Raw genomic sequence first — 26551 nt, forward strand, 5'->3', positions numbered from 1 at the left:
GGTGCCATGACACCGGAGGGCCGCGGCTCGGGCTGCGGGGGGATGCTCGCGACCCTCGTCGTGATGGCCCTGGTCATCTCGGGCGTCGTGTGGGTCTCACCGGCGCTGGACCTCGGCAGCGTGCGCAGGACCGTGCTGACCCACGACAGCCTCGACGGGGTGCCCGGCTCCGGCGGGGACGGTTACAGCTTCATCTCGACCACCTCGACCGGCCGGCCCGTCACCTGGGCGTGCGAGGCGCGGATCGAGCTGGTCGTCAATCCCGAGGGCGCCCCGGACGGGTATGCCGAGCTCGTCGCCTCCGCGGTCGCCACCGTCAACGGGGTGAGCTCGTTCAGCCTGGAGGTCGGCGGGGAGACCGAGGACCGCAGCTTCCTGGAGCGGGGTCGGGGCCCGGTGCTGCTCGGGTGGGCGGACGAGGAGGAGGTGCCGCAGCTCGCCGGACCGACGGCCGGCATCGGCGGCGCCTCCTACGTCACCGGACCCGGCGGGACCGGCTCCGGGACCGCCGTCGGCGGCATGGTGGTCATCGACCGCGACCTGCCCCGCGGGTGGTTCGTCGGGGTCGACGAGGAGGCGGTGCTCGTCCACGAGCTGCTCCACGTGCTGGGGCTCGGGCACACCGACGACGGGAGCCAGCTGATGGCCGCGGAGAACACCGGCCAGAGCGCCCTCGGCGAGGGGGACCTCGCGGGCCTGGCGGCCCTGGAGGAGACGGCCTGCGGCTAGCGCCCGGGCAGCTGGCGCAGCTCCACCAGGGGCTGCTGGGCCAGCCACCACCCGGTGAGCCCACCGCCGGTGAGCTGGTAGGACGTGCGGCCGGCGAGGTAGGCCGACCGGTCGGTCGGGTAGGTGGCGCCGGCCTTCAGCGTCACCAGCTTGCTGCCGGTCTGGGTGCCCGCCGCGTCGTAGCGGTACACCGCGACCCGGACGTCCTCGTCGACGTAGAGCTCGGCGTCGACGGGCACGTAGGCGTGGTACTCCACCAGCCCCCGGGACCACGCCCGGTCGAAGCCCTCGACGATCCACCAGCCCGCCAGGAAGCCGTCGCTGAGACGGATGACGGTGGGCCCGCCCGGGATCTTCCCCCGCCGGTCGAACGGCGCGCCGGTCGTCCGGTCGAGGGCGAGCGACCTGCTCTCCAGGACTCTCATCGTCCGGTCCTTGATGTGCACCGCCGAGTCGTCCAGCCGGTAGGCCACGGTCGTCCGCGGCGTGATGACCGCGAAGCCGGAGGTGTTGCGCCACTCCGGGAAGTCCGAGCGGTAGGTGTCGGCGTGCGAGATCCACAGCGGGTCGTGCGACATGCGGTAGAGCATGAGGAACTGCTGCTGGTGGTGCTGGTGGTAGGTGTGCCCCAGCTGCTTCTGCCAGAGCGAGTAGTAGCTGCTCCAGCCCGGGTTGCGGAAGCCCGGCAGCACCGTCGTCTCCAGCGTGCGCAGCGCCCCCCGGAAGAGCCACTCGGCGTCCGGGTGGTCGTGGTCGTACATCATCCAGTAGTCCCACAGCCCGTACATCGACCACATGTGCCCGTTGAGCACCCGCTCGCTGGACATCACCGGGTAGCGGGAGTACTCCTCCAGCCAGAGGTGACCGCCGGTGTCGACGAACGAGCTGAAGTAGCCCTGCCCGTCGGGGGCCTGGAGGAACGCGCGGAAGGTCGCGTCGGCGGCGTCCCGCCACCTCCGCTCCCCGGTCACCTCGTGCAGGCGGACGAACGTGGACAGCGCCTGGCCGGACGCCATGCCCGAGGCCCACGGCGCGGTGAGCACCCCCTGCCCGTTGCGGAAGAGGTCGAAGTCGAAGTCGTAGGGGAAGTACCAGGCGCCGTCGATGACGTGCCGCCGGTCGATGATGCGCTGGGCGTTGGCGATCGCGACGTCGAGGTACTGCCTCTCGCCGGTGAGGCGGTAGGACTCCAGCGTGTTGAGCGCGTACTGCGCCTGCGCGATCGGGTGGTCGTAGACCCTGCCGTCCCAGTCCGCCCGGAAGACCCGCACCCCCGTCGTGTCGACGCGACCGAAGGGTACGGGGTTGACCCGGTTGCTCTGGTAGGGCTGCAGGCCCACCGGGATCTGCTTCAGCTCGACGGGCGCCTCGGCGAACCCGGCGATGCGCTGGCGCGGGACGTCGACCGGCCGGGGCGTCGTCGTGTCCGCGGCGGTGGCGCCGGGCTGCTCGCCGCCGTCCGGCTCGCCGGTCACCTCCGGGTCGCCGGTCACGTCCGGGTCCTCGTGGAGCCGCTCGGGCACCGGCACCACCTCGGCCGGGCCCAGCTCGGCCGCGCCCCCCGTGAGTCCCTCCACCCCGTGCAGGTCCGGCCACGCCTCGTCCGTGCCCTCGGGGTATGCCGTCGCGCCGCTCTCCCCGCCGGTGCCTGTCACCGCGGTGGCGGCGACCGGCCCGGCCAGCAGCGCCAGCGCGACCGCCGTCACCCCGGCGCGAGTCCTCCATCGCCGCGTCATCGAGCTCCTCCCTGCCCCGGCCGGTGGGCCGGTCTCGGGTGCAGCGTGTCAAACCGGGCCGCCCGGCACAAGCGCCCGCGCGGGGAGGGTGCCCCCGGCGGCATACCCTGTCGCGGGTGAGCACGATCGTCTTCCTCCACGCCCACCCCGACGACGAGGCCTCCGGGAGCGGCGCCACGATGCGCCTCGCGGCCGACGCGGGTCACCGCGTCGTCTGCGTCTTCGCCACCAACGGCGACCACGGGTCGGTCCCGGCCGACCTGGCCGAGGGGGAGACCGTCGTCGGGCGCCGGCGCCGGGAGGCCGAGGCGTCCGCGCAGGTGCTGGGCATCGCCCGTGTCGCCTGGCTCGGTTACGCCGACTCCGGCATGCACGGCTGGGAGCAGAACGCGCACGACACGTCCTTCCACGGTGCGGACACCGAGGAGGCGGCAGCCCGGCTCGCGGCGGTCCTCGACGAGGAGGGGGCGGCCGTGGTGGTGGGCTACGACTGGCACGGCGGCTACGGGCACCCGGACCACGTCAAGGTGCACCACGTCGTCCACCGCGCCGCCGCGCTGGCCGGCGCCCGCCCCCGGGTGCTGGAGGGGACGATGAACCGGGACGCCCTGCGACGGCAGTTCGTCGCGGCCCGGGAGGCGGGGATGGCCCCCGAGGACTCCGACTGGGACCCCGACCTCCCCGCCGACGACGGCAACCCGCTCGGCACGCCCGAGGCCGAGCTGCACTGGCACGTGGACGGGCGCCCGGTGCTCGGGGCCAAGCGGGCTGCGCTCGCCTGCCACGCCTCGCAGGAGGACGTCGGGTGGATGCTGCAGCTGCCCGAGGAGCAGTTCGCGTCGGTCTTCGGCGACGAGTGGTTCAGCGAGCCCGGTCGGGCGGCGGGCATCACCGAGGGCCTGCCGTTCGACTGACGACCCGCCCGCCGCAGGTCCTGGCGCACGATCCCTAGTGCACGTGCCTGCGGAACCACGCCAGGCTGGCGGCCCACGGACCGGCCCGGTCGGCGAGGTCCGGGAGCAGCGGCGCCAGCTCGGCCGAGAAGCTCTCGCTCGACTCCCGCGGCAGCAGGGAGGGGAGGTTGTCGATGGCGATCACCTCCAGCGGGTGCTCCTGCGACCCGAACCGCCGCACCGGCTCCTGCCACGTGGTGATCGCGGTGTTGAACGGCAGCAGGTTCGCCTCGGAGGTGACGTCGCAGGTCACGTCGCCGACCGTGCGCAGCCGGCGGGGCGCCTCGAGGTCCGCCTCGGTGACGAAGGGGTCGCGCGGCTGGGCGCTCACCACGCAGTTGACGAGGACGTCGTGGTCCAGCAGCGCGGGGCGGTCGAGCTGCACGGTGTCGACGCGGTCCCACCGCGTCACCGCGCACCCGGCCACCGTGAGCGCCTCGGTCGCACCGGTGCCGGAGCGGCCCCGGGCGCCGATGACCAGGGCCCGCTCGGCGGCGCGGCCCTCCCGGGTGGACCGCAGGCGGGCGTCCAGGTCGGCGCGGCTCATCGGGCCCACCCCGCCCGGGAGCTCGCCGCGGTGGCGCAGGACCGCGAGGGCGGCCCCGACATACCCCGCCCAGAAGCCGAAGGCGACGACCCGCTTGCCGTCGACGGTGAGGTACTCCACGTCGAGGAGCTCCCCGCCACCCCGGCGGAACCTCTCGAGGACCTCCTCTGCCCCCTCCTGCCCCTTGTAGGCGTGCGCGAAGAAGACGTGCGTGTGCTGCAGGTCGGCGGGGTCCTCGGGCAGCTCCTTGATGCCGACGACGACCGCGCCCTGCGGGGCGTCGACCCAGGACCCGCTGGGGGCGGTGTCGCAGCCGACCGCGACGTACTCCTCGACCCCGACGACCCGTGTCGGTGACTCCTCGACGGTGACCCGGAAGCCGTCGGCGATCAGGCGCGCGGCGTCGGCCGGCACGATCGGCACGCGCTGCTCGGTCGGACGGGCTTCGGCGCGGATCCACAGGTGGGGGCGTGACATGGGCCAAGGGTATGCAGTCCCTACGCACTCATGCGTATTCCCCTGGGGGGTCGGGCGGCGCCACCGTTGTCCGGTGAGCGGCCGCGACGGAGCGGTCCCCCGGGCGGGGATGACGGTCGAGCCGCTCATCCCCAGCAAGGCGATCGTCGGCGGCGGGGCGTTCGACAACAAGGGCAAGGCGCGGAAGCCGTTCGCGTACCTGTCCGAGGACGACTTCGGCATGGTGATCGGGGGGGCGATCGGCTACCTCGTCGAGGCGGGGTGCCCCCTGCCGCCCGAGGAGGGCTAAGCCACGGCTGACGCGCCTCCGGCTGTTCCGCGGAACGGGCACATCCGACCCCGTCCTGCAGCTTCGCGGCCATCTGCGCGAATGTGCCCGTCCGCGGCAACGCCGCGCGCACCGGCACGGCCGGCGCCAACAGAAGCGGTCTGCCCGTCCCGGCTACGCGGCTGACGGCGTGGGCGCGCGGCGGGCCCGGGCGACTCCACCGGCACGGAGAGCTGGTGCACGGTGATCCCGAGCCGGTCGATGACCTCCATCGTCTCCGGGGATGCCGTAGCCCCTGCGACCAGCTCGGCGAGCAGCACGGGCCCGTCGTGGCAGCGGTCCACGTGGAAACGGAACCGCGGATGACGCCGCATGTCCTCGGGGGTGCCACCCGCCCGCGGGGCTGTCCACACCAGTCGCCATGAGGGTGCAACAAGGCAGACGTGGCCGGCCCGGCAGGCACCGTGGGTCCGGTGCGTCACAATGCGGGCATGGGGATCTTCGAGTCGGCCGCGCGGCGGCGCCGGGCCGCCGAGCTGGAGCGGCGGCTCGCCGAGCTGGACGAGTGGGACCGGGTCTACGGGCTGGGCGGGGTCCCGCGGGACACCACCTGGCGCTACCACTCGCCGGACGGTGCCCCCCCGGTGCGCGCCCTCGACCCCGCGCCCTACCGCGCCCCGCACCGGGGCCACCGCGCCCCTCCGCCCCGCCGGCGGGGCGGCCGCTGGGTGCTCCTGCTCCTCGTCGGGGGGATCGTGGGCGGGGCCTACGCGTTCCCGGACGAGGCGTCGGCCCTGAGGGGCTGGGCCACGTCGGCCGGCCGGTCGGTCCTGGGGATGCCGGAGGTCGGGGAGCGCACCGCGGCGTCGGCAGGCCCGCTCCCCGGCGGGGTCGCCCGGGAGGGCGGGCTGGCCGACGCGGTGCGGGACCGGATCCAGGACGTGGTTCCCGCCCTCGAGGGGTTGCCGACCGGGTGGCGGCCTGCGAGCGGCCAGCGCGTGCTGCCCGCGGTCGACCCCGGCACGCGCGGCGCCCACGCGTTCGTCTCCACCCAGCCCGGGTCCGAGGTCCCCGTCGGGTTCTCCCCCTGCGGCACGATCGAGGTCGCGGTGAACCCCGACGGGGCGCCGGGTGACTACGCCGGGATCGTCGAGGACTCGCTCGGGCGGCTCTCCGCGGCCACCGGGCTGCACCTCGAGCTCGTCGGGGAGACCGACGAGACGTGGTCCATGGAGCCGCGGTCGGCCGGGGCGCCGGTCGTCGTCGCCTGGTCGGTGGCCGCCGACGTCCCCGAGCTGGCCGGTGACCGCGCCGGGATGGGTGGTGCGACGGTCCTGACCGGTCCCGACGGCTGGTCGTGGGCCGCGTCCGGCCAGGTCGTCCTCGACGCCGCCGACCTCCCCTCGCGCGAGGCCCACGCCGCGGTGCTCGACCACGAGCTCGCGCACGTCCTCGGGCTCGACCACGTGGACGACCCGGGGGAGCTCATGGCACCCGTCAACCTCGGGCTCACCGACTTCGGCCCCGGTGACCGTGAGGGCCTGGCCGCGCTCGGGGCCATCGCCTGCCCCTGACGGCGACCGTCCGGGGGCGCTGGGACGCTCAGAGCGAGGACGCCATCCGGCGCACCGCCTCGGTCATCAGCTCCGGGGAGGTGCCGATGTTGAGCCGTGCGAATCCCGCTCCACCGGCGCCGAAGGCCGGGCCGGGGGACAGCTGCACCCTGCCCCGCTCGAGGAAGGTGGCCGCCGGGTCCTCCCCCAGGCCGAGGCCGCGGCAGTCCAGCCAGGCCAGGTAGGAGGAGGTCCCCGGTCGGTAGCGCACGGCCGGCAGGTGCTCGGCGAGGAGCCCCACCAGCTCGGCGGTGCGCCGCTCCAGCTGCCCGCGCACGTCGTCGAGCCACTCCCGGCCGTCGGTGTACGCCGCGACGGCGGCGTACTGGCCCAGGATCGAGGGGGCCCAGTCCGACTCGTCCCGGATCTGCGGCCAGCGGCCCTCGACGGCGGTGATCCCGACCGCGAGCTTCAGGCCGGCGGTGTTGAAGGCCTTGGACGGCGAGTGCAGGGCGATCCCGACCTGCCGGGCGGCGTCGGAGACGGTCAGCCAGGGCACGAAGTGCTGCGGGCTGCCGGGGTGGACGAGCGGGGCGTGGATCTCGTCGGCGATGACCACCGCGTCGTGCGCGAGCGCCAGCTCGGCCAGCGCGGCCAGGTCCTCGCGCGGGTAGACGTAGCCGAGCGGGTTGTGTGGCGAGCACAGCAGGACCACGCGGGCCCCGGAGGCGAGCGCGCGCTCCATACCCTCGAGGTCCAGGCGTCCTCCCGCGGCGACGTCGAGCATCGGCACCTCCAGCGCCTCCAGCCCGAGGCCGAGCAGCCACGGGTAGAAGGAGAGGTAGACCGGGGGGTTGAGGACGACCGGGTCGCCGGGGGAGGTGAGGGCGCGCAGCACCGCGGTCACGCCGTGGCCGACGTCGGAGAAGAGCCGCATCCGGCCCGGGGTCGCCGCGGGGTCCCAGTCCCAGGCGTGCCGGGCGAACCCGGCGAAGGCGTCGAGCACCGGGTCCGGGGCCCCTGCGTAGCCGAAGTCGCACCGCTCCACCGCCACGCGCAGCGCCTCGCCGATCGCGGGCGCCGTCCGCACGTCCATCTCCGCCGTCCAGGCGGGCAGCACGTCGGCAGGCACGCGGCTCCACTTCGCCGAGCGGTGCTGCCGCATCTCCTCCAGGGTCAGGTCGAAGGGCGGGGTTCGCGGGGGGGCCGTGCTGCTCATGCCGCCCAGCCTGTCAGGTCGCCGCAGGCCCTCGGCAGGATGGGGGTATGGCGTCGCGCACCTGGACCTTCTCCGGCCGCATCCTCGGGGTCGGCACCACCTCGGGCGTGCGGCTCGTCGTCGGGCAGTGGGACGACTCGCCGCTCGGTGCGTTCGCCGACGTCATGGTCGAGCGCGCGGACGGGCACCGGATCCTCCTCGCGCCGTCGGCGGAGGTCCGCGACTTCGTCGCGGCGACCTACGCCTTCGACGAGCTCCGCGTCGAGCCGGTGCAGGTCTCCCGGGCGGACGCGGGGGTGATGAAGGTGCGCACCCCCTCGCTGGAGCTCACGGCGCAGCTGGGCAGCCGCACCGCCATCGGGTGGCTGCTGAGCGCCGTGCCGTCCCGACTGGCGGCCAGCCCCGCGCTCGCCACCGTGACGGACCCGGTCGCCAGGGTCGTCCTGCGCGGGGTGCGCACGCGCGGGAGCGCGGGGCAGGGCCGTCGGGAGTACTACGGCGCCACCGACGTCCGGGCCGTCACCGCGGTGACGGCCCGGCTCGACGGGGCGGACCTGGGCACGCTCGCGCAGGTCGACCCGCCCGCCCGGTTCGGCTTCTCCTCCACGCCCCGGCGACCGGGGCTCACCGAGGTGGTGACGACGGTCGTCTCGCGGCGCTGAGGCCCGGAGGAAGGAGGCGGAGCTCAGGCCACGCGGGTCGAGGGCGCGTGCTCGGCGGTCTTGCCGGCGTCGCGCTCGACGACGTCGCCGAGGACCTCGTCGATCGTCGCCATCAGGTCGGCGTCGAGCGTGACCCCGGCGGCCTTGACGTTGTCCCGGACCTGCTCGGGGCGCGAGGCGCCGACGAGCGCGGCCGCGACGTTGGGGTTCTGCAGGACCCAGGCGACGGCCAGCTGGGGCATGGTCAGCCCGGCCTCCTCCGCCAGCGGCTTGAGCTCCTGCACCGCGGTGAGCGTCTCGTCGGACATGAAGCCCTGCATGCCCTTGCCCATCTTCTCGTCGGCCGCCCGGCCCTCGGTGGGCTGCTGCCCCGGGAGGTACTTGCCGGAGAGCACGCCCTGGGCCATCGGGCTCCAGACGATCTGGGAGATCCCGAGCTCCTCGCAGGCCGGGACGACCTCGGGCTCGATGACGCGCCAGAGCATGGAGTACTGGGGCTGGGAGGAGATGAGCTGGAAGCCGAGCTCGCGGCTGAGCCGGTGACCCTCACGGATCTGGTCGGCGGTCCACTCCGAGACGCCGATGTAGAGCGCCTTGCCGGCCCGGACGATGTCGGCGAACGCCTGCATCGTCTCCTCCAGCGGGGTCTCGGTGTCGTAGCGGTGGGCCTGGTAGAGGTCGACGTAGTCGGTCTGCAACCGGCGCAGCGAGCCGTCGATGGACTCCATGACGTGCTTGCGGGACAGCCCGGTGTCGTTCTTCCCGCCGGGGCCGGTGGGCCAGTAGACCTTGGTGAAGATCTCCAGGCTCTCGCGCCGCTCCCCCTTCAGCGCGTCGCCGAGGACGGTCTCGGCCTTGGTGTTGGCGTAGACGTCGGCGGTGTCGAACGTCGAGATGCCGACGTCGAGCGCGGCCCGCACGCACTGGTGCGCCACCTCGTTCTCCACCTGGGACCCGTGGGTCAACCAGTTGCCGTAGGTGATCTCGCTGATCTTCAGTCCGCTGTTGCCGAGGTATCGAAACTTCATGCCTCGACCTTACGTGCCGTCGCCGACAGGTCCTGACCGATCGTCCCGCAGGCCAGATACGGTCGGGGTATGACGTTCCCGCCGCCGCTGCCCGGCCCCCAGACTCCCGGCGAGGGCCTTCCGGAGATCGTGCCCGGCGCGCTCCCCGCACGCCGGGAGCGCGGGGACGCCCTGGTGGGCATCCTGGGCGACATCGTCCGCACCGGCCGGTGGGAGGTCGGGCGCCGCACCGTCGCCTACCAGCTGATGGGCAACCTCAAGCTCGACCTGCGCGACGTGCTCGTGCCGGGGGAGACGCTGGAGGTCGAGGCCTACGTCCTCATGGGCGACGTCCGCGTGCTCGTGCCGGCCGGCACCGACGTGCAGGTGCGGGGCGCCACGCTCATGGGTGACGGCCGCACCGAGTCCGACGCCTTCAGCGCGGACCTGCCCCCCACCGGGTCGCGCGTCGTCGTCACGGTGTGGAGCCTCATGGGCAACGTGCGGGTCCGCACCGCCGGCGCCGAGGGCAAGCTGCCCCGGGGCTGGCGGTGGGCGCGCGGCTGACCCCGCTCTGCCGGTTCGCCCTGCGGGCCTGGGGCGAACTGCATACCGTCGGCAGGACACCACCCGCGCCGGAGAGGTTCCGTCATGCCCCAGCCCGACCCTGCCACCGAAGCCAGCCGGACCCCCGCCGTGGAGGCCGGGGGGCCACGGCTGCCCACCTACCCGCAGGACCCGGCGCCGCCGCAGCCGCCGACCCCGAGCAACGCCGGCGCCGCCGCGGACAACCCGGTCTACACCGACCGCACCGAGCCCGGCGAGGGGGGCGAGCTGCACCAGCTGCCCGGGAACGGCATACCTCCGCTGACCACCTCGCAGGGACAGCCGCTCTCGGACGACCAGAACAGCCTGAAGGTCGGTGACCGGGGTCCCACCCTGCTCGAGGACCACGCCTTCAGGGACAAGATGTTCCACTTCGACCACGAGCGGATCCCGGAGCGGGTCGTCCACGCGCGGGGGTATGGCGCGCACGGCACCTTCACCGCCGCCGAGGACCTCTCCGACCTGACCCGCGCCTCGCTGTTCGCCGAGGCGGGCAAGGAGACGCCGGTGTTCGTGCGCTTCTCCACGGTCGCCGGCAACCTGGGGTCCTTCGACCTGGCGCGGGACGTGCGCGGGTTCGCGACGAAGTTCTACACCGACGAGGGCAACTGGGACCTGGTCGGCAACAACATCCCGGTCTTCTTCATCCAGGACGCGCTCAAGTTCCCCGACCTCGTGCACGCGGTCAAGGAGGAGCAGGACCGCGGCTGGCCGCAGGCGCAGTCGGCCCACGACACCTTCTGGGACTTCGTCGGCCTGATGCCCGAGTCCACGCACATGCTGCTGTGGCAGATGTCGGACCGGACGATCCCGCGCTCGTTCCGCTTCATGCAGGGCTTCGGCGTGCACACCTTCCGGTTCGTCGACGCCGACGGCGCGAGCACGTTCGTCAAGTTCCACTGGGTGCCGAGGCAGGGGCTGCAGTCGGTGGTCTGGAACGAGGCGGTGAAGATCAACGGTGCCGACCCCGACTTCCACCGCCGTGACCTGTGGACGGCGATCACCAACGGCGACTTCCCCGAGTGGGACCTGTGCGTCCAGACCTTCGACGACGACTTCGCGGACTCCTTCGAGTTCGACGTGCTCGACTCGACGAAGATCATCCCCGAGGAGCAGGTGCCGCTGCGGGTCATCGGCACCATGCGGCTGGACCGCGTGGTCGACAACGTCTTCAGCGAGACCGAGCAGGTCGCGTTCATGTCGCAGAACGTCGTCCCCGGCATCGACTTCAGCAACGACCCCCTGCTGCAGGGCCGCAACTTCTCCTACCTCGACACCCAGCTCAAGCGGCTCGGGTCGACCAACTTCAGCCAGCTGCCGGTCAACGCCCCGCGCTGCCCCGTCATGCACTTCCAGCGCGACGGGCACATGCAGATGGGCCGGCAGGCCGGGCGGGCCAACTACGAGCCGAACTCCTTCACCGGCGCCGCGGCCGGCCCCCGTGCCGACCGGGAAGCGGGGTTCCGCACGGTGGAGCGGCCGGAGAGCGGGACCACCCGGCGCGTCCGCGCGGAGAGCTTCGCCGACCACTACTCCCAGGCCGGCCAGTTCTGGCGCAGCCAGACCGCCGTCGAGCAGGACCACATCCGGATGGCTTTCGTCTTCGAGCTGTCCAGGTGCGAGATCCCCGCGATCCGCAAGCGGGTGGTGGCCAACCTGCGCAACGTCGACGAGGAGCTGGCCGCCGGTGTCGCCGACGGGCTCGGGATGGACCTGCCCGAGGCGACCGAGCCGGCCGTCGCCCCCCGCCACGACCTGCCGGACTCGCCCGCGCTGAGCATGGCCTTCCGCGCACCGGACAGCTTCGCCGGGCGCAAGCTGGGGATCCTCGTCTCCGACGGCACCGACGGTGCCCTGCTGGACGCGCTGACGCAGGCGGTCACCTCCGCCGGCGGCCTGGTCGAGACCGCGGCCCTGAAGGTGGGCGGCGTCGTGCTGGCGGGCGGTCAGGCGCGCACCCCCGTCGACCACAAGATCGACGGCGCCCCGTCCGTCCTCTTCGACGCCGTGGCGCTGCTCGCCACCGGAGAGGGGGCGACCGAGCTGGCCGGCCACCCCGCCGTCCGTGACTTCGTCTCCGACGCCTTCTCGCACTACAAGCACATTGCCTACGTCCAGGGTGCGCAGCCGCTCCTGGACGTCGGTGGCGTGGCCGACCGGCTCGACGAGGCGTGCCACGACCTCGGCTCGGTCACCCCGGACGACCTCGTCGCGGCGCTGGCCGGCCTGCGCAGGTGGGAGCGCGACGTCTGAGGGCGGTGCCGGCGGGGTCGCGCCCCCTCGCCGGTCGCCCCGACCTGCGAGCCGGTCGGATCCGGCCTAACGTCGGAGGGGTCCCCCGACCGCGACCCGGAGAGCCTCGTCGATGCCCCACACCAGACCCGACCTGAGCGCCATACCGGCGCAGGAGCAGAAGTGGCCCGGCACCGTGGCCGACCTCGACCCCGCCCCCGACCACGGCGAGACGTCGTGGAGGGGTCGGGACCGGCTGACCGGCCGCCGCGCGCTCGTCACCGGGGGTGACTCCGGCATCGGTCGCGCCGTCGCCGTGACCTTCGCCAAGGAGGGCGCCCAGGTCGCGGTGGTCCACCTGCCCGAGGAGGACGCCGACGCCCGTCGCACCCAGGAGCTGGTCGAGGAGGCGGGCGGGCGCTGCCACCTCATCGCCGCCGACCTGCGTGACCACGAGAGCAACAAGCGGGTGGCCGACAAGGCGGTCGAGGCGCTCGGCGGCCTCGACGTGCTGGTGGCCAACGCGGCCTACCAGATGACCCACGACACGCTCGAGGCGTTCCCGCCGGAGCAGGTGGAGCGCACCTTCGCCACCAACGTCTTCTCGCCGTTCTGGCTGGTCCGCGAGCTGGCCACCGAGCTGGAGGACGGCGGTTCGGTCATCGTCACCACCTCGGTGCAGGCGTACTCCCCCTCGGACCACCTGCTCGACTACGCCGCGACGAAGGCTGCGCTCAACAACCTCGTCGTCAACCTGGCGGCCGAGCTCGGTCCGCGCGGGACCCGCGTGAACGCCGTCGCCCCCGGCCCGATCTGGACGCCGCTCATCCCGGCCACGATGTCCGCGGACAAGGTCGAGGGCTTCGGCTCGGACACCCCGCTCGGCCGCGCCGGGCACCCCGTCGAGGTCGCGGCGGCCTACGTCTTCCTGGCCTCGGACGAGGCGAGCTACGTCTCCGGGACCGTGCTCGGGGTGACCGGGGGGAAGCCGGTCTTCTGACCGGCTCCCGCTGCCCCGCCCGCGGTCGCACCTCCCGTCCCGAGGGCGCGACCGCGGGCGGACCGCGTCCGGGGGGAATGCCGTCCCGCCCGCCTGCGTTGTCAGGGCTCCGCCGACCCAGGAGGCCCCGTGCCCGCACCCGCCCCGTCGCCGTCCGACCCCGCCGCCCCGGACCGGACGGCTCCTGACCCGGCCCCGGCGGCCCCGGCGGCCCCGGCGGCCCCGGCGGCCTCGGCGCTGCCCCCGCTGGCCCAGCAGCACGCCCGACTCCTCGCCCTGGGCCTCGACGTCCCCCCGCTCCCCGCGGACCTTTCCGGTGACCTCCTCGTGGTCTCCGCCCGGCACACGCCGGTCGCCGACCTCGTGCCGCTGATGCGCCGCGGCGACCGGACCGGCTTCGTCGTCGAGGACCTCACCGACCTCGCCGAGTTCGGCCCGGTCGAGGGGCTCCTGGTCCCCGACACCGACCTGTATGCCGTGTCCGCCCCGGAGCGCGGCGACGAGTACGCGAACCTCTCCCCCGACGAGGTGGACCCCGTGCTGCGCACCCGGGGCCGCAGCCCGATGACGGCGGCGGAGGGGGTGGCGTGGGTGCTCCAGGTGCCCGAGGTCCTCGAGCGCAACCGGTGCTTCATGACCACGGGGTCGCGCCGGGCAGGGTCCCGCCCCGGCAGGCTCGACGCCAGGGTGCCGGCGCTGTGGATCAGCAACGGCACCGGGCGCGACGGCCGGGAGCGGCGGGGCGCCCCGAAGCTCGGCTGGTGCTGGGCCGGCAACCGGCACACCTGGCTCGGCATCGCCTCGGTCGGCGGCCGCCGCGCCTGACCATCCCGGTGCCGCCTGACCATCCCGGTGCCTCCCTGTCGTGTCGCAGGCGTCGTCAGGGCGACGCCTGCGGCACGACAGCAGCGCACAGACATCGCGCCAGGGCCGTCAGTAGGGCCGGTCAGTCGCGCACCTCGGCCGGCAGCCCGGCCTGCGCGAAGGCGTCCGGCGAGAAGAACCCCACCACCGAGGTGACCACGCCGTCGACGATGTCGAGGACCACGAGCTGGAACGGCCGGTGCACCCCGTCCTCGCCGCGGAAGTACATCCCGGCGGCCGGCTGGCCGTTCGACACGGTGGGCAGCATGAGCAGGTCCCGCGGCGCCCTGGCCGGGCACTGGCCCCCGATGAGCGCCGCGATGTCCTCGCGGCCGACGTAGTAGCGGTCGAACGGCGGCATCTGCCAGGTGGTCCGGTCCGCCATCACACCCACCACGGCGGGCACGTCATACCTCTCGAAGGCGTCGCAGAACCGGGTGAAGACCTCCCGCTCCTCGGCGCTGAGCTCGTGCACCCGCCGGCCGGCACGGCGGGCGCCCTCGCCGATCGTCGCCCGGGCCCGCTGGAGCGCGGAGTTGGCCGCGGCCACGCTGCAGCCGAGCGCCTCCGCCGTCTCGACCGCCGACATCTGCAGGACGTCCCGCAGCACCAGGGCGGCGCGCTGGCGCGGGGGGAGGTCCTGCAGCGCCGCCACGACCGCGAGCTGCACGCCCTCGGTGGCCACCGCCGCGTCGGCGGGGTCGGGCGCCGCCGCGCCCCAGACCAGCCGGTCGGGGAGCGGCTCGAGCCAGTCGCGGGACCGGTCCTCGACGACCGGCACCGAGGGGTCGCCGGGCGGCTGGCCCAGCCCGCTCGGCAGCGGGCGGCGCCCGGACTGCTTCAGCGCGGTGAGGCAGGTGTTGGTCGCGATCGTGTACATCCAGGTGCGGACCGAGGACCGGCCCTCGAAGGAGTGGAAGGCCCGCCACGCGCGCAGGTAGGTCTCCTGCACCATGTCCTCCGCGTCCCCGGCCGAGCCGAGCATCCGGTAGCAGTGGGCCAGCAGCTCGCCCCGGAGCGGACCGGCGACACGCTCGAACTCGCTCTCGCTGACAGCGTTCGTGCTCATGCGATCTCCTGGCGGACGGCGGCGGGATCCATCCACATGATCTCCCAGACGTGGCCGTCGGGGTCGGCGTAGGAGCGTCCGTACATCGCACCGCGGTCCTCCGTGCGCACGTCCGTCCCCCCGGCGAGGACGGCGCGGTCGACGAGCGCGTCGACCGCCTCCCGCGACGCCGCGGACAGGCACAGCAGGCTCCCCACGGCGCCGGGCGGGGCGGGGCGCCGGTCGTGGAAGCGCGCGAAGAAGTCGTGCCGGAGCAGCATCGCGTAGAGCGTCGGGCCCAGGCGCAGGCAGAGCGCCTGCTCGTCGCAGAAATCCTCGTCGAAGGGATAGCCCAGCGCGGCGAAGAAGCGTCGGCTGCGGGCCAGGTCGGCGACGGGGAGGTTGACGAACATCAGCTGGTGCGAGGGCATGGCGGGGTCTCCTGGGTATGCCGTGGCGCCGGCCGGTGCGCGCGCTCACTGGTCCGACCACGACCGGGCGCCGAACTCATCGGCTCACTCCTGCGAGCTGGCGGGCACCTGCAGGAAGGCCCGCAGGACGACCGCGCACCCCGCGAGAGCGGACAGGGCGGGCGCGGTCCAGAGCCAGCCGAAACCGTACGCGTCGGCCCGGCCCCCGTAGGACGCGGCGAGGTAGGTCAGGGGCAGGGTCAGCACGAGGACCACGACGGCGACGCTGATCCAGCGCAGGGCGAGGTGACGCCGCGTGCCCGGGTGGGCAGCCAGGGCGGTGAGCGTCCTGCGGGTCACCCGGTGGGCGGAGACCAGTGCCGTCCCGCCGAGGACGACCACGAGCCCGGACGCGGCTGCGCCGAGCACCGCCAGCAGGGTGGCGAGGGAGCGTTGCCGGTCGTAGGCGGTGGGATCCGTCCCATCGGCGGTCTGCGCCCCGGCCGCCAGTCGCAGCAGTTCGGCGCGCAGCTCGAAGCGGTCCGTCGGTGAGAGCTGGTGGAAGTCCGGCAGCAGCACCATGCTGGACCCCGTGGGGGCCAGGGAGAGCTCCTCGACGAGAGGGCTCGCCGGCGGCAGGACCAGCCCCGGCAGGTTGCCCCCGAGCAGGGGGTCGGCCTCCGCCTCCAGCTGCGTGACACCGGCCACCGCCCCCTCGGGGGTGAGGGTGAGGATCGCGACAGACCCGCCCTCCGAGAGTCCGGGGTCGGCCCGGGGGCCGGTCCCGCCCGTGCCCGTCATGATCACGTTGACGGGGGAGGAGGTCAGCTGCGGCCAGCAGCTCTCGTCGACGAGGTCCAGGGGGGTCGTGGGGTCGCGCTGGGCGCACCGTCCCAGGGCCACGCTGGACACACGCCGGATCTGCGGAGCCGCGTCCGCCAGGTAGCCGTAGGTCAGGACCTCCCCTCCCCCCCGGGCGCGGTAGCGCTCCTCGATGGCCTCCACGGTGCTGTCGGGCACCTGGCTGAGCACCAGGGATCCCGCCGGGACGTAGGGGCTCGACTCAGCCTCCCCGCTGTTGGCGGCGTAGGTGGTCGTCGCGGCGAGGAAGCCGGTGGCCACGGTGATGGCGGCGGCCGCGGCCGCGACCATCGTCAGACCCCGGGCCAGGTGCCGGATGACGGAGGCGGACGCCCTCGACCGCCTCCAGGAGGCGACGGGGACCAGCGCGAAGGGCAGTGCGAGGCAGACGCACAGGGCCGCTGCGGGGACCAGGAGGAGCAGGGTCTCCGTCCTGGCCAGGGCGGGGACCTGGGTCACCGCGACCATCACCCCGAGACCGGCCACCACCACGCCGGACGCCACGGTTGCCGGCAACCGGGTCCGGCGCCCGGACACCAGGTCGGACAACCGGGCCGCGGCCGGCCCCGAGACCCGGGTGAGGGGCAGGTGCAGGAGGGCGACCACGAGCAGGGCCAGCAGCAGCACGGCGAGGGTCCGCCAGGGGACCAGGACGTCGACCCAGTCCTGGCCCAGCCACCCGGACACCCGGCCCCGGGCGAGGAGCAGCGCGGCGAGGGCGGCGAGCGCCCCGAGCACCGCACCGGCCATCGCGAGCAGCGTGAGGGCGAGCCCGACCACACCCTCCGCCGCACGTGGCGGCAGTCCGGCGGCGACGAGCCCGTCGACGTCCCTGGCCCAGGCCCGCCGCAGGATGCCGGAGGTGGCGAGCAGGACGCCGCCCAGGAGCAGCCCGGCACCCAGCGGGACGTGGCGGAGGCCGCTGAGGAACGGCGGCTGCTGGGCGGCCGCGGCGTGCAGGAGGGAGTCCAGGGACTGGTAGGTGGCAGCCCTGGCGTCGAGCATCGGCTGCAGCGTCCCGTTCGCGTACGGATCCTCGTCGAGGAGCCACCGACTGACGCCGGAGAGGTCCTCCGCCCGCGTGAGGTGGACCACCGCACGGCTCTGCGAGCTCATCGGGTCGGCGAGCAGCCCGACGACGGTGACCTGCGTCGGGGTCCCGTCGACGCTCAGCTGCGCCTCGGTGCCAGGGAGGGCCCCGAGGGCCTGGGCCATCCCCCGCGCGAGAAGCACCTCGTCCGGGGCCTGCGGCCGACGGCCGACCGTCAGCAGGCCGAGAGGGAGGTCGGGGTCGCTGGTGGAGCGCACGGTCACGGCGGCGGACCGTCCGCCCACGGTGAGCTCACCCGCCGCGTCGGCCACCGGACTGCCTCCCGCGCCGCTGCCCGCGACAGCCTCGACCTCCGTCGACTGCAGGGCGTAGGCACGGTCGGCGAACTCCCACCTCAGCGACTGCTCCACCGCGTCGGCCCCGGTGACCGCGACCGCGGAGAGCCCCACCACGGTGGCGCCCAGAAGCATCGCCACGAGGAGGGGTCCCAGCGCCTGCAGGCGGTGGAAGTGGAGGAGCCGGACGGCGAGACGGATCCGGGAGGTGGAGCCTGCCGTCATGCGGCGGCGTCCGTGACGTCACCGAGGTCGACGACGTGCTCCATCGCCGCGGCGACGGCCACGTCGTGGGTGGCCACGACCACGGTGCGTCCGCCGCGCCCCAGCTGGCGCAGGAGGCCCGCGACGAGCGCAGAGCTGGTGGCGTCGAGCGCGCCCGTCGGCTCGTCGGCGAGGATGACGGTGGCGTCCGTGACGAGGGCGCGGGCCAGGGCTACCCGCTGCTGCTGGCCACCGGAGAGCTCTGCCGGCCGACGGTGGGCGAGCGAGGGGTCCAGACCCACCTCCTCCAGGACCATCCCCACGTCGCGGGGTGCGCCGACTCCTCGCAGCTCGGCGGCGAGGAGAAGGTTCTCCTCGGCGGTCAGGAAGGGCACCAGCCGGTAGTCCTGGTGCACGAGGGCGAGGCGTGGGTCGCTGCCACCTGACCACGTCGCCGGGCGCACCGGGGTGCCGTCGATGAGCACGCGCCCCTCGGTGGGTCGTTGCTGGCCGGCGAGGACGCGCAGCAGCGTCGACTTCCCGGACCCGCTCGGTCCCATGACCGCCGTGGAGCCCGTGGCGAGGTCCAGCGAGAGGCGCAGCAGTGGCGTCGTGCTGCCGTAGGAGACGGTGAGACCGTCGATGGAGATCACTGACCACTCCGATCCGTGAGGGCCCGGGGCGGGTGGGTGCCCACCCGCCCCGGAGCCTAGCGCCGTCAGACGTGCTCGATCTGGACCCGGGCGGAGCATCCGGCGTAGCAGGTGTACCAGCCGGTGTAGTAGTACTTGCCCGTGGTCGTGAACCACGAGGTGTGGTAGTCGGGGCCGCCGTTGCGGACCAGTGTCCCCCGGGCCTTGGAGTCGCCCTGCAGGGAGGCGCAGTTGGCGCGGGCCCGGTGCGAGTCCGGCCCGAACTTCGCCTCGGTCTGCTTGACGGCGCTGCAGTTCCCGCCCACCGCCTGGGCGGGGAGGGTGGCCAGGGACACAGCCCCGGAGGTGAGCATGGCTGCGAGGGCGAACGAGGTGATCTTCCTGCGGAAGGTCATGACGAGGTCTCCTTCTTCTGGGTGAGCGGGGAACGACGAGCACGGTGCGGCTCGGCGTGCGGGTAGATGTCCGCAGCGCGCCCGATCTGGACATCCACCGGTGGCTGCGGGTGCTGGACGGGTGCCAGATGGGTCCGGAGCCGCTGCAGGACGCGCGAGCTGCGCTTGGCGGCGGCGTCGTAGGAGCACCCGAGGACGAGCGCGATCTCGGCGATGGAGAAGCCCTCGCACCGCAGCACGACCAGGCGCGTGTCCTGCTCCGAGAGGACCTCGCGGCAGCGGGCCCGCAGGTCGGCCGACCAGCGGTGGTCCACCCTCGGCGGACCCTCGGGACGCAGCTCGCGGCACAGCCTGTGCAGCATCGCCTCCTGCCGCCTCCGGCCTCTCGTGATGTTCCGCACGTGGCCGTCGAGGACGGCGAGCGCCATGCCGGTCAGCTGCATCCTGCTCGTCTCGTCGGCCGGTGCAGGTAGGTCCTTGCGCCACAGCGTCAGGAGCGCGTCGGCCACGGCCTCGTCCCCCAGGTCTGGCCCGAGTCGTGCTCGTGCCCGTCGCAGGAGCAGGTGTCGCAGTGGCCAGACGTGCGCCTCGAACGTCGGTGCGTCCACGATCCTGCCCCCCGGCTGTGAGTGCGCCGGAACCCCCGAGCGCGTCCTTCGACCCTCTGCTGGTCATCGTGGACCGCAGCCTGCGGCGGGACAAGGGCGCCGGACGGAAACTGACCAAGTCTTTACCCTTCACGGGAAGGTATGATGTATGCATCATGCAACTTTCTGAAGAGCTGGCGCGCGCCTTCGCCTCGATGGGACGACTGCTCAACGACGCCCAGGGGGAGGACCTCTCGCGCAGCGACTTCGCGGTCCTCATCCGGCTGCCGCTGGCGCGCGGCGAGGGGGATGCCGTGCGCTCCCGCGACCTGGCCCGCTCCGAGGGTCTGGACCCCTCGACGATGAGCCGGCGACTGGCGTCGCTGGCCGACCGGGGTCTCATCGAGCGCGAGCCGGACCCGGCCGACCGGCGGGCCTTCCTCCTCACGCTCACCGCAGCCGGCCGGAGCGCGGTCGAGCAGGAGCGCGCCCGGCGCGTCGCTCTCGTCACCGACGCCCTGCAGCGGTGGGACGACGCCGACCGCGCCGAGCTGGCGCGCCTGCTGTCCCGGCTCACCGACACCCTCGAGGACCGGAGGTCCGCCCGATGAGCCAGCCTGCGGCATACTCCCTCAGCCCGGCGGAGCGCCGGGTCTTCGCCGGCCTCATGCTCGGCATGTTCGTCGCCTCGATCAGCCAGACGATCGTGGGCCCCGCGATGCCGCGCATCGTCGCCGAGCTCGGCGGGATCGACCACTACAGCTGGGTCGCGACCGCCGCGATGCTCGTCTCGGCGATCGTCGTGCCCATCGTGGGCAAGCTCTCCGACATGTTCGGCCGGCGCGAGTTCTACCTCGGCGGGCTGGTCGTCTTCATGGTCGGCTCGGTGATCTCCGGGCTCGCACCGGACTTCTGGACGCTCGTCGCGGGCCGCGCCGTCCAGGGGCTGGGCATGGGCACCCTGATGCCGTTGTCGCAGACCATCATCGGCGACATCATCCCGCCCCGGCAGCGGGGCAAGTACCAGGGCCTCATGGGTGCCGTCTTCGGCGTGACGTCGGTCGCCGGACCGATCGCCGGGGGGCTCATCACCGACGCCTTCGGGTGGCGGTGGCTCTTCTTCGCCGTGCTGCCCCTCGGCGTCGTGGCCGTCTTCGTCATCGCCCGCTTCCTGCGCCTCGACCACACGCCGCAGCCCGGGCGCGTCGACGCGCTCGGGATCCTCACCCTCACCCCGGCGCTCGTCGGGATCCTCCTCGCCACCTCGTGGGGAGGCACCACCTACCCCTGGGGGTCCGGCGTGATCCTGGGCCTCTACGCCGCGGGGGTGGTGCTGCTCGGGCTCTTCGTCGCGGTCGAGCTGCGGGCGGAGAACCCCCTGCTCCCGCTCAGCCTGTTCCGCAACGGCATCTTCTCCTGGGCCAACGTCGCCTCGTTCGGCCTGGCGATGGTGATGTTCGGCGCCATCATCTACGTGCCGGTCTTCGCCCAGGGCGTGCTCGGCGTCGGCGCGACCGAGTCCGGGCTGATCCTCATGCCGATGATGCTGGGGCTGATCGTCGTCGGCATCGTCTCGGGCTACCTGGTGACGCGCACCGGGCGCTACAAGGAGCTGATGCTGCTCGGCACCGTCGTCCTCGGGGTGGGCCTGTGGATGCTGACCCGGCTCGGCGTGGACTCCTCCGAGTGGGAGCTGACGGCGGCGATCGCGGTGATGGGCACCGGTCTGGGCCTGGCGATGCAGCAGTACACGCTCGTCGTGCAGAACGCCGTGCCGCGCGCCGACCTCGGGGTCGCCACCGCGTCGCTGCAGTTCTTCCGCAACGTCGGCAACACCGTGGGCATCGCGGTCTTCGGGGCCGTCATGACGTCCGGCCTGGCCGGCGCCATCGCCGGTCACCTGCCGCCGGAGCTGGCGGGCCGCGCCGGCGGGCTGGGCGAGCTCGACGCCGCGGCCGCGCTCGACCCCGCGCAGACCGCCGGGCTGCCGCCGGAGGCGCTGCAGGCGATCCGCAGCGGTCTCGCCGACCGGCTGCAGGACACCTTCTCGCTGGGGCTGCCCATCATGGTCGCGGTCTTCCTGGCGACGCTGATGATCCGCGCCATCCCGCTGCGCGACACCGTGCACACCCCCGACGAGGCCCAGCGCGAGTACCTCGACACCATGGCGCACAGCGCGCCCTCGAGCGACTACGTCCCCGGGCTGCGGTCGGGCGACGTCGGCGCACGCACGCGCGAGCGGGTCCTCGGCCTCCAGCTGGGGATGCTGGCGAGGTCGGCCGGTCGCCCCGACCGGCCGCTGCTCGTCCGGGCCGTCACCGAGCTCGGGGACGGCGACCTGCAGCGCGGGCGCCAGATCCTCGAGCGGGCAGCGCTCGTGCTCACCAGCGACGACCCGCAGGAGTCGGCCGCCGCCGAGCGGTATGCCGTGGAGCTGGGCCGCCGGGCCGGCACCGAGGGCGGGATGCTCAGCGAGGCCCTGCGACGCGACCTCGCCGTGCTGGCGGCCGAGCGCCGCCCCGAGGAGGTGCTGTCGCAGATCGAGCCGACGGTGGCCCAGCGGCACGCCGCCGTCGACGTCGCCAAGGTGCGTCAGGCCGCGACCGAGCTCTCGACCGCGCTCCTGGTGGACGTCGCCCGTCTCGACCGCTGACGAGCCCGCCCGGCTCAGCCGGTGGCCGTGGCCGGCCCCTCGGAGAACTCGAGGAACGCCTCCATGGCCCGGGGGCCGTAGACCGTCGACGGGCCGCCGTTCATGAGGATGGCGACGCCGAGCGCCTCCGCGACCTGCTGCTCGGTCGCGCCGGCCCGGGCGGCGCCGCGGGCGTGGCTGGCGATGCACCCGTCGCACTGCTTGCTCACCCCGATCGCGAGGGCGATCAGCTCCTTCGTCGCCACGTCCAGCTCGCCAGCGGCCAGGGCGGCCTTGTGGGTGGCGGCGTAGCCGGCGTAGACCTCGGGGATGCGTGAGCGCAGCTCGCGCGCGGGGCTGCGGAGGTCGTCGAGGGTCTGCTTGCCGTAGGACACGGAACCGCTCCTTCGTGGTGGGCCTAGTGTGCGTCCATGCAGGACGTCGCCCTCCACCTTCCCACGGCGATCGTCGTCGTCGCGGGGGTCCTGCTCGTCCACGCAGTGCTGTGGCTGCGGCGCCGTCGGCTGCGCAGGGGGTTCCTCTCCGAGGCCGACCGGCTCACCTACGAGACCCTGCGACTGGGCAGCCAGGCCGGGCGCCACCTGCGGACCGGCTTCACCACCGAGACCACGACCAAGGCCGCCCGGCACCTGAGGCTGATGCTCGGGGCGACCGCGATCGCCTTCGTCGACACCCAGGAGGTGCTCGTCTGGGCCGGTCGCGGCGACCACCACCGCACGCAGGTGCTCGACCACGCCCGGCGGGTCCTGGCCACCGGCGACGTCGCCGTGGTCACCCGCGCCGACCTGCCGTGCGACAAGCCCGACTGCGACGTCCGCGCGGGCGTCGTCGCGCCGCTCGTCGTCGAGGACCGGGTGGTCGGCGCGCTCGCCGCCTACGCCGACCGGCCCTCCGCGGGTCTGGCCCGCGCGACCGAGCAGCTGGCCACCTGGGTCGGTGGCCAGCTGGAGCTCGGCGAGCTCGACCGGGAGCGGACCCGGGCCATGGAGGCCGAGCTGCGCAGCCTCAGGGCCCAGATCAGCCCGCACTTCATCTACAACTCCCTGGCGGCGATCGCCAGCTTCGTGCGGACCGACCCGGACCGGGCGCGCGAGCTGCTGCTGGAGTTCGCCGACTTCACCCGCTACGCGCTGCGACGCGGCGGCGCGTTCACGACGCTGGCCGACGAGCTGCGCAACGTGGAGCGCTACCTGGTCCTGGAGCAGGCGCGGTTCGGCGAGCGGCTGCAGGTCAACCTCCTCGTCGCCCCGGAGGTGCTCCCGGTGGCCGTGCCCTACCTCGCCGTCCAGCCGCTCGTCGAGAACGCCGTCCGGCACGGCCTCGCGGGCAAGGTCGGGGCGGGCACGGTCTCGATCACGGCCACCGACCTGGGCGACCTCGCCGAGATCACCGTGGAGGACGACGGGGTGGGCACCGACCCCGACCTGGTCCAGCGCGCCCTCGACGGCGGGCTGGACGCCGACGGCGACTCGACCTCGGTGGGGCTGGGCAACGTCGACGCCCGGCTCCGTCAGGTCTACGGCGACGACCACGGCCTCGTCGTCGAGACCGCCCCGGGACTGGGGACCAAGGTCGTCTTCCGGGTCCCCAAGTACGCGCCCGGCGTCCACGCGTCCTGAGCCGGTGGCTCCTACGATGGCCCCATGCGCGCCCTCGTCGTCGACGACGAGCCGCCCGCCCTCTCCGAGCTGACCTGGCTGCTGGAGCAGGACGGGCGGTTCGACACGGTGCTGCCCGTCTCCTCCGGCACCGACGCCCTGCGCGCCCTCGAGGCGGGGGACGTCGACGTCGTCTTCTCCGACATCTCGATGCCCGGCCTGGACGGCATGGAGCTCGCCCGCGTCATCGCCCGGTTCGCCGCCCGCCCGCAGGTGGTCTTCGTCACCGCCCACGAGGAGCACGCGGTGGACGCGTTCGCGGTGCAGGCCACGGACTACGTCATGAAGCCGGTCTCGCAGGCGCGCCTCGCCCGCGTGGTCGACCGAGTCCTGGACGGTATGCCGCGCGGCCGCCCGTCCGAGGCCGCGGTCGACAGCGCGGGCGCCGGGCCGGCGGGGGCGGGGACGGCGGAGCAGCAGACGACGGGGGAGGCCCCGGACGAACGGATCGCCGTCGAGCTCGGTGGCGTGACCCGGTTCGTGCAGCGCTCCGCCATCCGGTACGTCCTGGCCCAGGGCGACTACGCCCGGCTGTTCACCGCCACCGGCTCGCACCTGGTCCGGGTGCCGCTGTCCACCCTGGAGGAGCGCTGGGCCGACGCCGGGTTCGTCCGCATCCACCGCTCCACCCTCGTCGCGCTGGCGCACGTCGGCGAGGTCCGGCAGGGCCAGGGCAAGCTCAGCCTGGTCCTCGCCCCCGACGGTCCCGAGCTGCCGGTGGCCCGGCGGCACGCCCGCGAGGTGCGGCAGCGGGTGCTGGGCGACTGAGACGGTCATGACCGAGCCGGCCCCACGGCATACCCAGCGCGTCCGTGTCACCGCGTCACGTCGCGGGGCGGCGGCGGCCCGGCGGCGCCCGATGGCGACCGCCCTGGTGGAGCAGACCGAGGTGGGCGAGCTCTACCTCGGCGGGCTGCTGCGCGCGCAGCTGCGGCTCGCGCTGGCGATCGTGGGCAGCGGGGCGGCGATCCTGCTCGGCCTGCCGCTGCTCTTCGCGCTGGTCCCGGAGACCCGCGAGCTGCGCCTGGGATGGGTCCCGGTCCCGTGGCTGCTCCTCGGCGTCCTCATCTACCCCGCCGTCGTGGCGGCGGCGATCTTCTACACCCGGCGCAGCGAGCGGACGGAGCGGCGCTTCGCGGACGTCGTCGGCGGGACGTCGGAACGGTGAGCGCGACCCTCTCAGGGGGCGCGGTCACGCTGGTCTGCCTCATCACCCTCGGGCTGAGCGTCTTCGCCCTGCGCCTGGCGCGGCGCACCTCCGACTTCTACGTCGCCGGGCGCAGCGTCACCCCGGCGCGCAACGCGGCGGCGATCGGCGGGGAGTACCTCTCCGCCGCCAGCTTCCTCGGGGTGGCCGGGCTGATCTACGACCAGGGCGTGGACGCGCTGTGGTACCCCATCGGCTACACCGTCGGCTACCTCGTGCTGCTGGTCCTCGTCGCCGCGCCGCTGCGGCGCTCGGGCGCCTACACGCTGCCAGACTTCGCCGAGGCGCGGCTGGAGTCGCGCTTCGTGCGCCACCTGTCCTCCGCGCTCGTCGTGCTCATCGGCTGGTTCTACCTCGTGCCGCAGTTCCAGGGCGCCAGCTTCACCCTCGGGCTGCTCACCGGGGCGTCGGGCTGGGTCGGGGCGTTCATCGTCATGGTCGTCGTGATGCTGGCGGTGGCGGCGGGCGGGATGCGCTCGATCACCCTCGTCCAGGCGGTGCAGTACTGGCTCAAGCTCACCGCGCTCGCCGTCCCGGCCGGGATGATCCTCGCCGCGTGGTGGGTGACGGGCGGGCCGGCGCCGGAGGTCTCGGACGCGTGGGCGCTGCCGCTCACCGGGCGCTCCCCGGACGAGCACCACCTCTACCGCACCTTCTCCCTCATCGTGGCGCTCGCCCTGGGCACCACCGGGCTGCCGCACGTCGTGGTCCGCTACTACACCAACCCCGACGGCTCGGCGGCGCGCCGCACGACCGTGCGGGTGCTCGTCCTGCTCGGTCTCTTCTACGTCGTGACCATCGTCTACGGCGTCCTCGGCCGCGCCTACCTTCCGGTGCTCGGCGAGGGCCAGCGGGCCGACACCATCGTGCTGCGGCTGCCGGCCGAGGTGCTCCCCGGCCTCGGGTCGGAGGTGCTGACGGCGGCGCTCGCGGGCGGCGCCTTCGCGGCGTTCCTGTCCACCTCCTCGGGGCTGACCGTCGCCGTGACCGGGGTGCTCAACCAGGACCTCGTCCGCCCGGCGATGGCGCGGATCACCCGTGGTGACCACTCCGAGGTCACCGGCTTCCGCGTCTCCGCCGTGCTCGCCGTCGTCGTCCCGTATGCCGTCTCCCGGGTCTTCCCGGAGGTCCCCCTGGCGACGCTCGTGAGCCTGGCGTTCATCGTCGCGGCCTCGACCTTCTTCCCGCTGCTGGCGCTGGGCGTGTGGTGGCCGGGCCTGTCCGTCCAGGGCGCGGCCGCCGGCCTGGTGACCGGGGCGGTGCTGGCCGTCGGCGCGGTCTCGGTGACGGTGCTCGCCGACGCGCCCACCGGGTGGCCGGCGGCGCTCCTGGCCCAGCCGGCCGCCTGGACGGTCCCCCTGGCGGCGCTGGTGATGGTGACGGTCTCGCGCGCCACGCCGCGCGGCATACCGGCGAGCGCGCGGCGCACCCTGGTGCGCCTGCACACGCCCGAGGAGATCACCACCGCGTCGACGCAGCCGGTCACCCGCGGCAGACCCGGGCCGCCCGCCTGACCGTCGCCGCTCGACCGGGCCGGGCGACCGCTCGTCGCAGGCGCCAACCGCCCGGCGCCGGTCACGCCCCGACCTCTTCCCGGTGCGCGCCCCCCGGTCGCACAGTGGGGACGCACGCCGGA

General features: G+C 74.1%; 26 protein-coding genes. 15 read left to right on the forward strand and 11 right to left on the reverse strand.

Annotated elements, in window-relative coordinates:
* Positions 1-6: 6 nt before the first annotated feature.
* Complete coding sequence (locus D4B81_RS07625) at positions 7-729, forward strand: hypothetical protein (protein WP_161965032.1); 723 nt, start codon at positions 7-9, stop codon at positions 727-729.
* On the opposite strand, the gene D4B81_RS07630 is transcribed toward D4B81_RS07625, so the two are convergent.
* On the reverse strand, positions 726-2465 hold the full coding sequence (locus tag D4B81_RS07630) for a D-glucuronyl C5-epimerase family protein (protein WP_161965033.1): 1740 nt from the start codon (positions 2463-2465) through the stop codon (positions 726-728). The two genes, D4B81_RS07625 and D4B81_RS07630, sit on opposite strands and share 4 nt — an antisense overlap.
* 116 nt (positions 2466-2581) lie before the next feature.
* Between D4B81_RS07630 and D4B81_RS07635 the strand changes: the two genes are divergently transcribed.
* Complete coding sequence (locus D4B81_RS07635) at positions 2582-3379, forward strand: PIG-L deacetylase family protein (RefSeq protein WP_122261818.1); 798 nt, start codon at positions 2582-2584, stop codon at positions 3377-3379.
* A gap of 34 nt (positions 3380-3413) precedes the next feature.
* On the opposite strand, the gene D4B81_RS07640 is transcribed toward D4B81_RS07635, so the two are convergent.
* The gene (locus tag D4B81_RS07640; protein ID WP_122261819.1) at positions 3414-4442 is read right to left on the reverse strand and encodes a saccharopine dehydrogenase; all 1029 of its coding nucleotides are present in this window, start codon (positions 4440-4442) and stop codon (positions 3414-3416) included.
* Between the two features lie 73 nt (positions 4443-4515).
* Between D4B81_RS07640 and D4B81_RS07645 the strand changes: the two genes are divergently transcribed.
* Complete coding sequence (locus D4B81_RS07645) at positions 4516-4731, forward strand: hypothetical protein (RefSeq protein WP_161965034.1); 216 nt, start codon at positions 4516-4518, stop codon at positions 4729-4731.
* A 470-nt stretch (positions 4732-5201) separates the two neighbouring features.
* The gene (locus D4B81_RS07650; protein ID WP_161965035.1) at positions 5202-6284 is read left to right on the forward strand and encodes a zinc metalloprotease; all 1083 of its coding nucleotides are present in this window, start codon (positions 5202-5204) and stop codon (positions 6282-6284) included.
* Between the two features lie 28 nt (positions 6285-6312).
* Here D4B81_RS07650 and D4B81_RS07655 read toward each other — a convergent pair whose 3' ends face one another.
* Positions 6313-7482, reverse strand: coding sequence for a MalY/PatB family protein (locus tag D4B81_RS07655; RefSeq protein WP_122261822.1), 1170 nt, complete (start codon positions 7480-7482; stop codon positions 6313-6315).
* A gap of 47 nt (positions 7483-7529) precedes the next feature.
* Between D4B81_RS07655 and D4B81_RS07660 the strand changes: the two genes are divergently transcribed.
* Complete coding sequence (locus tag D4B81_RS07660; RefSeq protein ID WP_122261823.1) at positions 7530-8144, forward strand: hypothetical protein; 615 nt, start codon at positions 7530-7532, stop codon at positions 8142-8144.
* A 23-nt stretch (positions 8145-8167) separates the two neighbouring features.
* Here D4B81_RS07660 and D4B81_RS07665 read toward each other — a convergent pair whose 3' ends face one another.
* Entirely contained in the window at positions 8168-9172 is a 1005-nt protein-coding gene (locus D4B81_RS07665) for an aldo/keto reductase family protein (RefSeq protein ID WP_122261824.1), read from the reverse strand.
* Positions 9173-9241: 69 nt separating this feature from the next.
* Between D4B81_RS07665 and D4B81_RS07670 the strand changes: the two genes are divergently transcribed.
* The 4 genes from D4B81_RS07670 (at position 9242) to D4B81_RS07690 (ending at position 13814) form a co-directional block, all read left to right on the forward strand.
* Positions 9242-9718: a LiaF domain-containing protein gene (locus D4B81_RS07670; RefSeq protein WP_122261825.1), complete on the forward strand. Its 477-nt coding sequence runs from the start codon at positions 9242-9244 to the stop codon at positions 9716-9718.
* A gap of 84 nt (positions 9719-9802) precedes the next feature.
* Complete coding sequence (locus tag D4B81_RS07675) at positions 9803-12010, forward strand: catalase (protein WP_122261826.1); 2208 nt, start codon at positions 9803-9805, stop codon at positions 12008-12010.
* A 112-nt stretch (positions 12011-12122) separates the two neighbouring features.
* Positions 12123-12989, forward strand: coding sequence for an SDR family oxidoreductase (locus tag D4B81_RS07680; protein ID WP_122261827.1), 867 nt, complete (start codon positions 12123-12125; stop codon positions 12987-12989).
* 129 nt (positions 12990-13118) lie between these two features.
* Entirely contained in the window at positions 13119-13814 is a 696-nt protein-coding gene (locus D4B81_RS07690; protein WP_237565882.1) for a DUF5701 family protein, read from the forward strand.
* A 121-nt stretch (positions 13815-13935) separates the two neighbouring features.
* Here the strand turns inward: D4B81_RS07690 and D4B81_RS07695 are convergent, their stop codons facing one another.
* The 6 genes from D4B81_RS07695 to D4B81_RS07715 form a co-directional block, all read right to left on the reverse strand.
* Positions 13936-14922: a sigma-70 family RNA polymerase sigma factor gene (locus D4B81_RS07695; RefSeq protein WP_122261828.1), complete on the reverse strand. Its 987-nt coding sequence runs from the start codon at positions 14920-14922 to the stop codon at positions 13936-13938.
* Positions 14919-15332, reverse strand: coding sequence for a VOC family protein (locus D4B81_RS07700; protein ID WP_122261829.1), 414 nt, complete (start codon positions 15330-15332; stop codon positions 14919-14921). The genes D4B81_RS07695 and D4B81_RS07700 overlap by 4 nt, the downstream gene beginning before the upstream one ends.
* Before the next feature lie 84 nt (positions 15333-15416).
* Positions 15417-17783, reverse strand: coding sequence for a hypothetical protein (locus tag D4B81_RS07705; RefSeq protein WP_122261830.1), 2367 nt, complete (start codon positions 17781-17783; stop codon positions 15417-15419).
* Positions 17780-18415 carry an ABC transporter ATP-binding protein gene (locus D4B81_RS18045; protein WP_161965036.1) on the reverse strand — a complete coding sequence of 212 codons (636 nt, stop codon included), beginning with the start codon at positions 18413-18415 and terminating at the stop codon, positions 17780-17782. The genes D4B81_RS07705 and D4B81_RS18045 overlap by 4 nt, the downstream gene beginning before the upstream one ends.
* 65 nt (positions 18416-18480) lie before the next feature.
* Positions 18481-18810: a hypothetical protein gene (locus D4B81_RS18050; RefSeq protein ID WP_161965037.1), complete on the reverse strand. Its 330-nt coding sequence runs from the start codon at positions 18808-18810 to the stop codon at positions 18481-18483.
* Positions 18807-19418: an RNA polymerase sigma factor gene (locus D4B81_RS07715; protein WP_122261832.1), complete on the reverse strand. Its 612-nt coding sequence runs from the start codon at positions 19416-19418 to the stop codon at positions 18807-18809. Before D4B81_RS07715 ends, D4B81_RS18050 begins: the two co-directional genes overlap by 4 nt.
* Positions 19419-19573: 155 nt before the next feature.
* Here D4B81_RS07715 and D4B81_RS07720 point away from each other — a divergent pair, with 155 nt between their 5' ends.
* Positions 19574-20008: a MarR family winged helix-turn-helix transcriptional regulator gene (locus D4B81_RS07720; protein WP_122261833.1), complete on the forward strand. Its 435-nt coding sequence runs from the start codon at positions 19574-19576 to the stop codon at positions 20006-20008.
* The gene (locus D4B81_RS07725) at positions 20005-22050 is read left to right on the forward strand and encodes an MDR family MFS transporter (protein WP_122261834.1); all 2046 of its coding nucleotides are present in this window, start codon (positions 20005-20007) and stop codon (positions 22048-22050) included. The genes D4B81_RS07720 and D4B81_RS07725 overlap by 4 nt, the downstream gene beginning before the upstream one ends.
* A gap of 14 nt (positions 22051-22064) precedes the next feature.
* Here the strand turns inward: D4B81_RS07725 and D4B81_RS07730 are convergent, their stop codons facing one another.
* Entirely contained in the window at positions 22065-22424 is a 360-nt protein-coding gene (locus tag D4B81_RS07730) for a carboxymuconolactone decarboxylase family protein (protein ID WP_122261835.1), read from the reverse strand.
* A gap of 36 nt (positions 22425-22460) precedes the next feature.
* Here D4B81_RS07730 and D4B81_RS07735 point away from each other — a divergent pair, with 36 nt between their 5' ends.
* From D4B81_RS07735 to D4B81_RS07745, 4 genes are read left to right on the forward strand one after another with little or no spacing between them, the layout of a single operon-like run.
* Positions 22461-23669 (forward strand): sensor histidine kinase, encoded by a 1209-nt coding sequence (locus tag D4B81_RS07735; protein WP_202613616.1) that lies wholly within the window; start codon positions 22461-22463, stop codon positions 23667-23669.
* Between the two features lie 24 nt (positions 23670-23693).
* Entirely contained in the window at positions 23694-24476 is a 783-nt protein-coding gene (locus tag D4B81_RS07740; protein WP_122261836.1) for a LytR/AlgR family response regulator transcription factor, read from the forward strand.
* 7 nt (positions 24477-24483) lie between these two features.
* A complete protein-coding gene (locus tag D4B81_RS18470; protein ID WP_202613617.1) occupies positions 24484-24876 on the forward strand; it encodes a hypothetical protein in 393 nt (130 codons plus the stop codon).
* On the forward strand, positions 24873-26429 hold the full coding sequence (locus D4B81_RS07745) for a sodium/solute symporter (protein WP_202613618.1): 1557 nt from the start codon (positions 24873-24875) through the stop codon (positions 26427-26429). Before D4B81_RS18470 ends, D4B81_RS07745 begins: the two co-directional genes overlap by 4 nt.
* Positions 26430-26551 lie beyond the last annotated feature (122 nt).

Source organism: Ornithinimicrobium cerasi (assembly GCF_003702705.1).
GTDB lineage: Bacteria > Actinomycetota > Actinomycetes > Actinomycetales > Dermatophilaceae > Ornithinicoccus > Ornithinicoccus cerasi.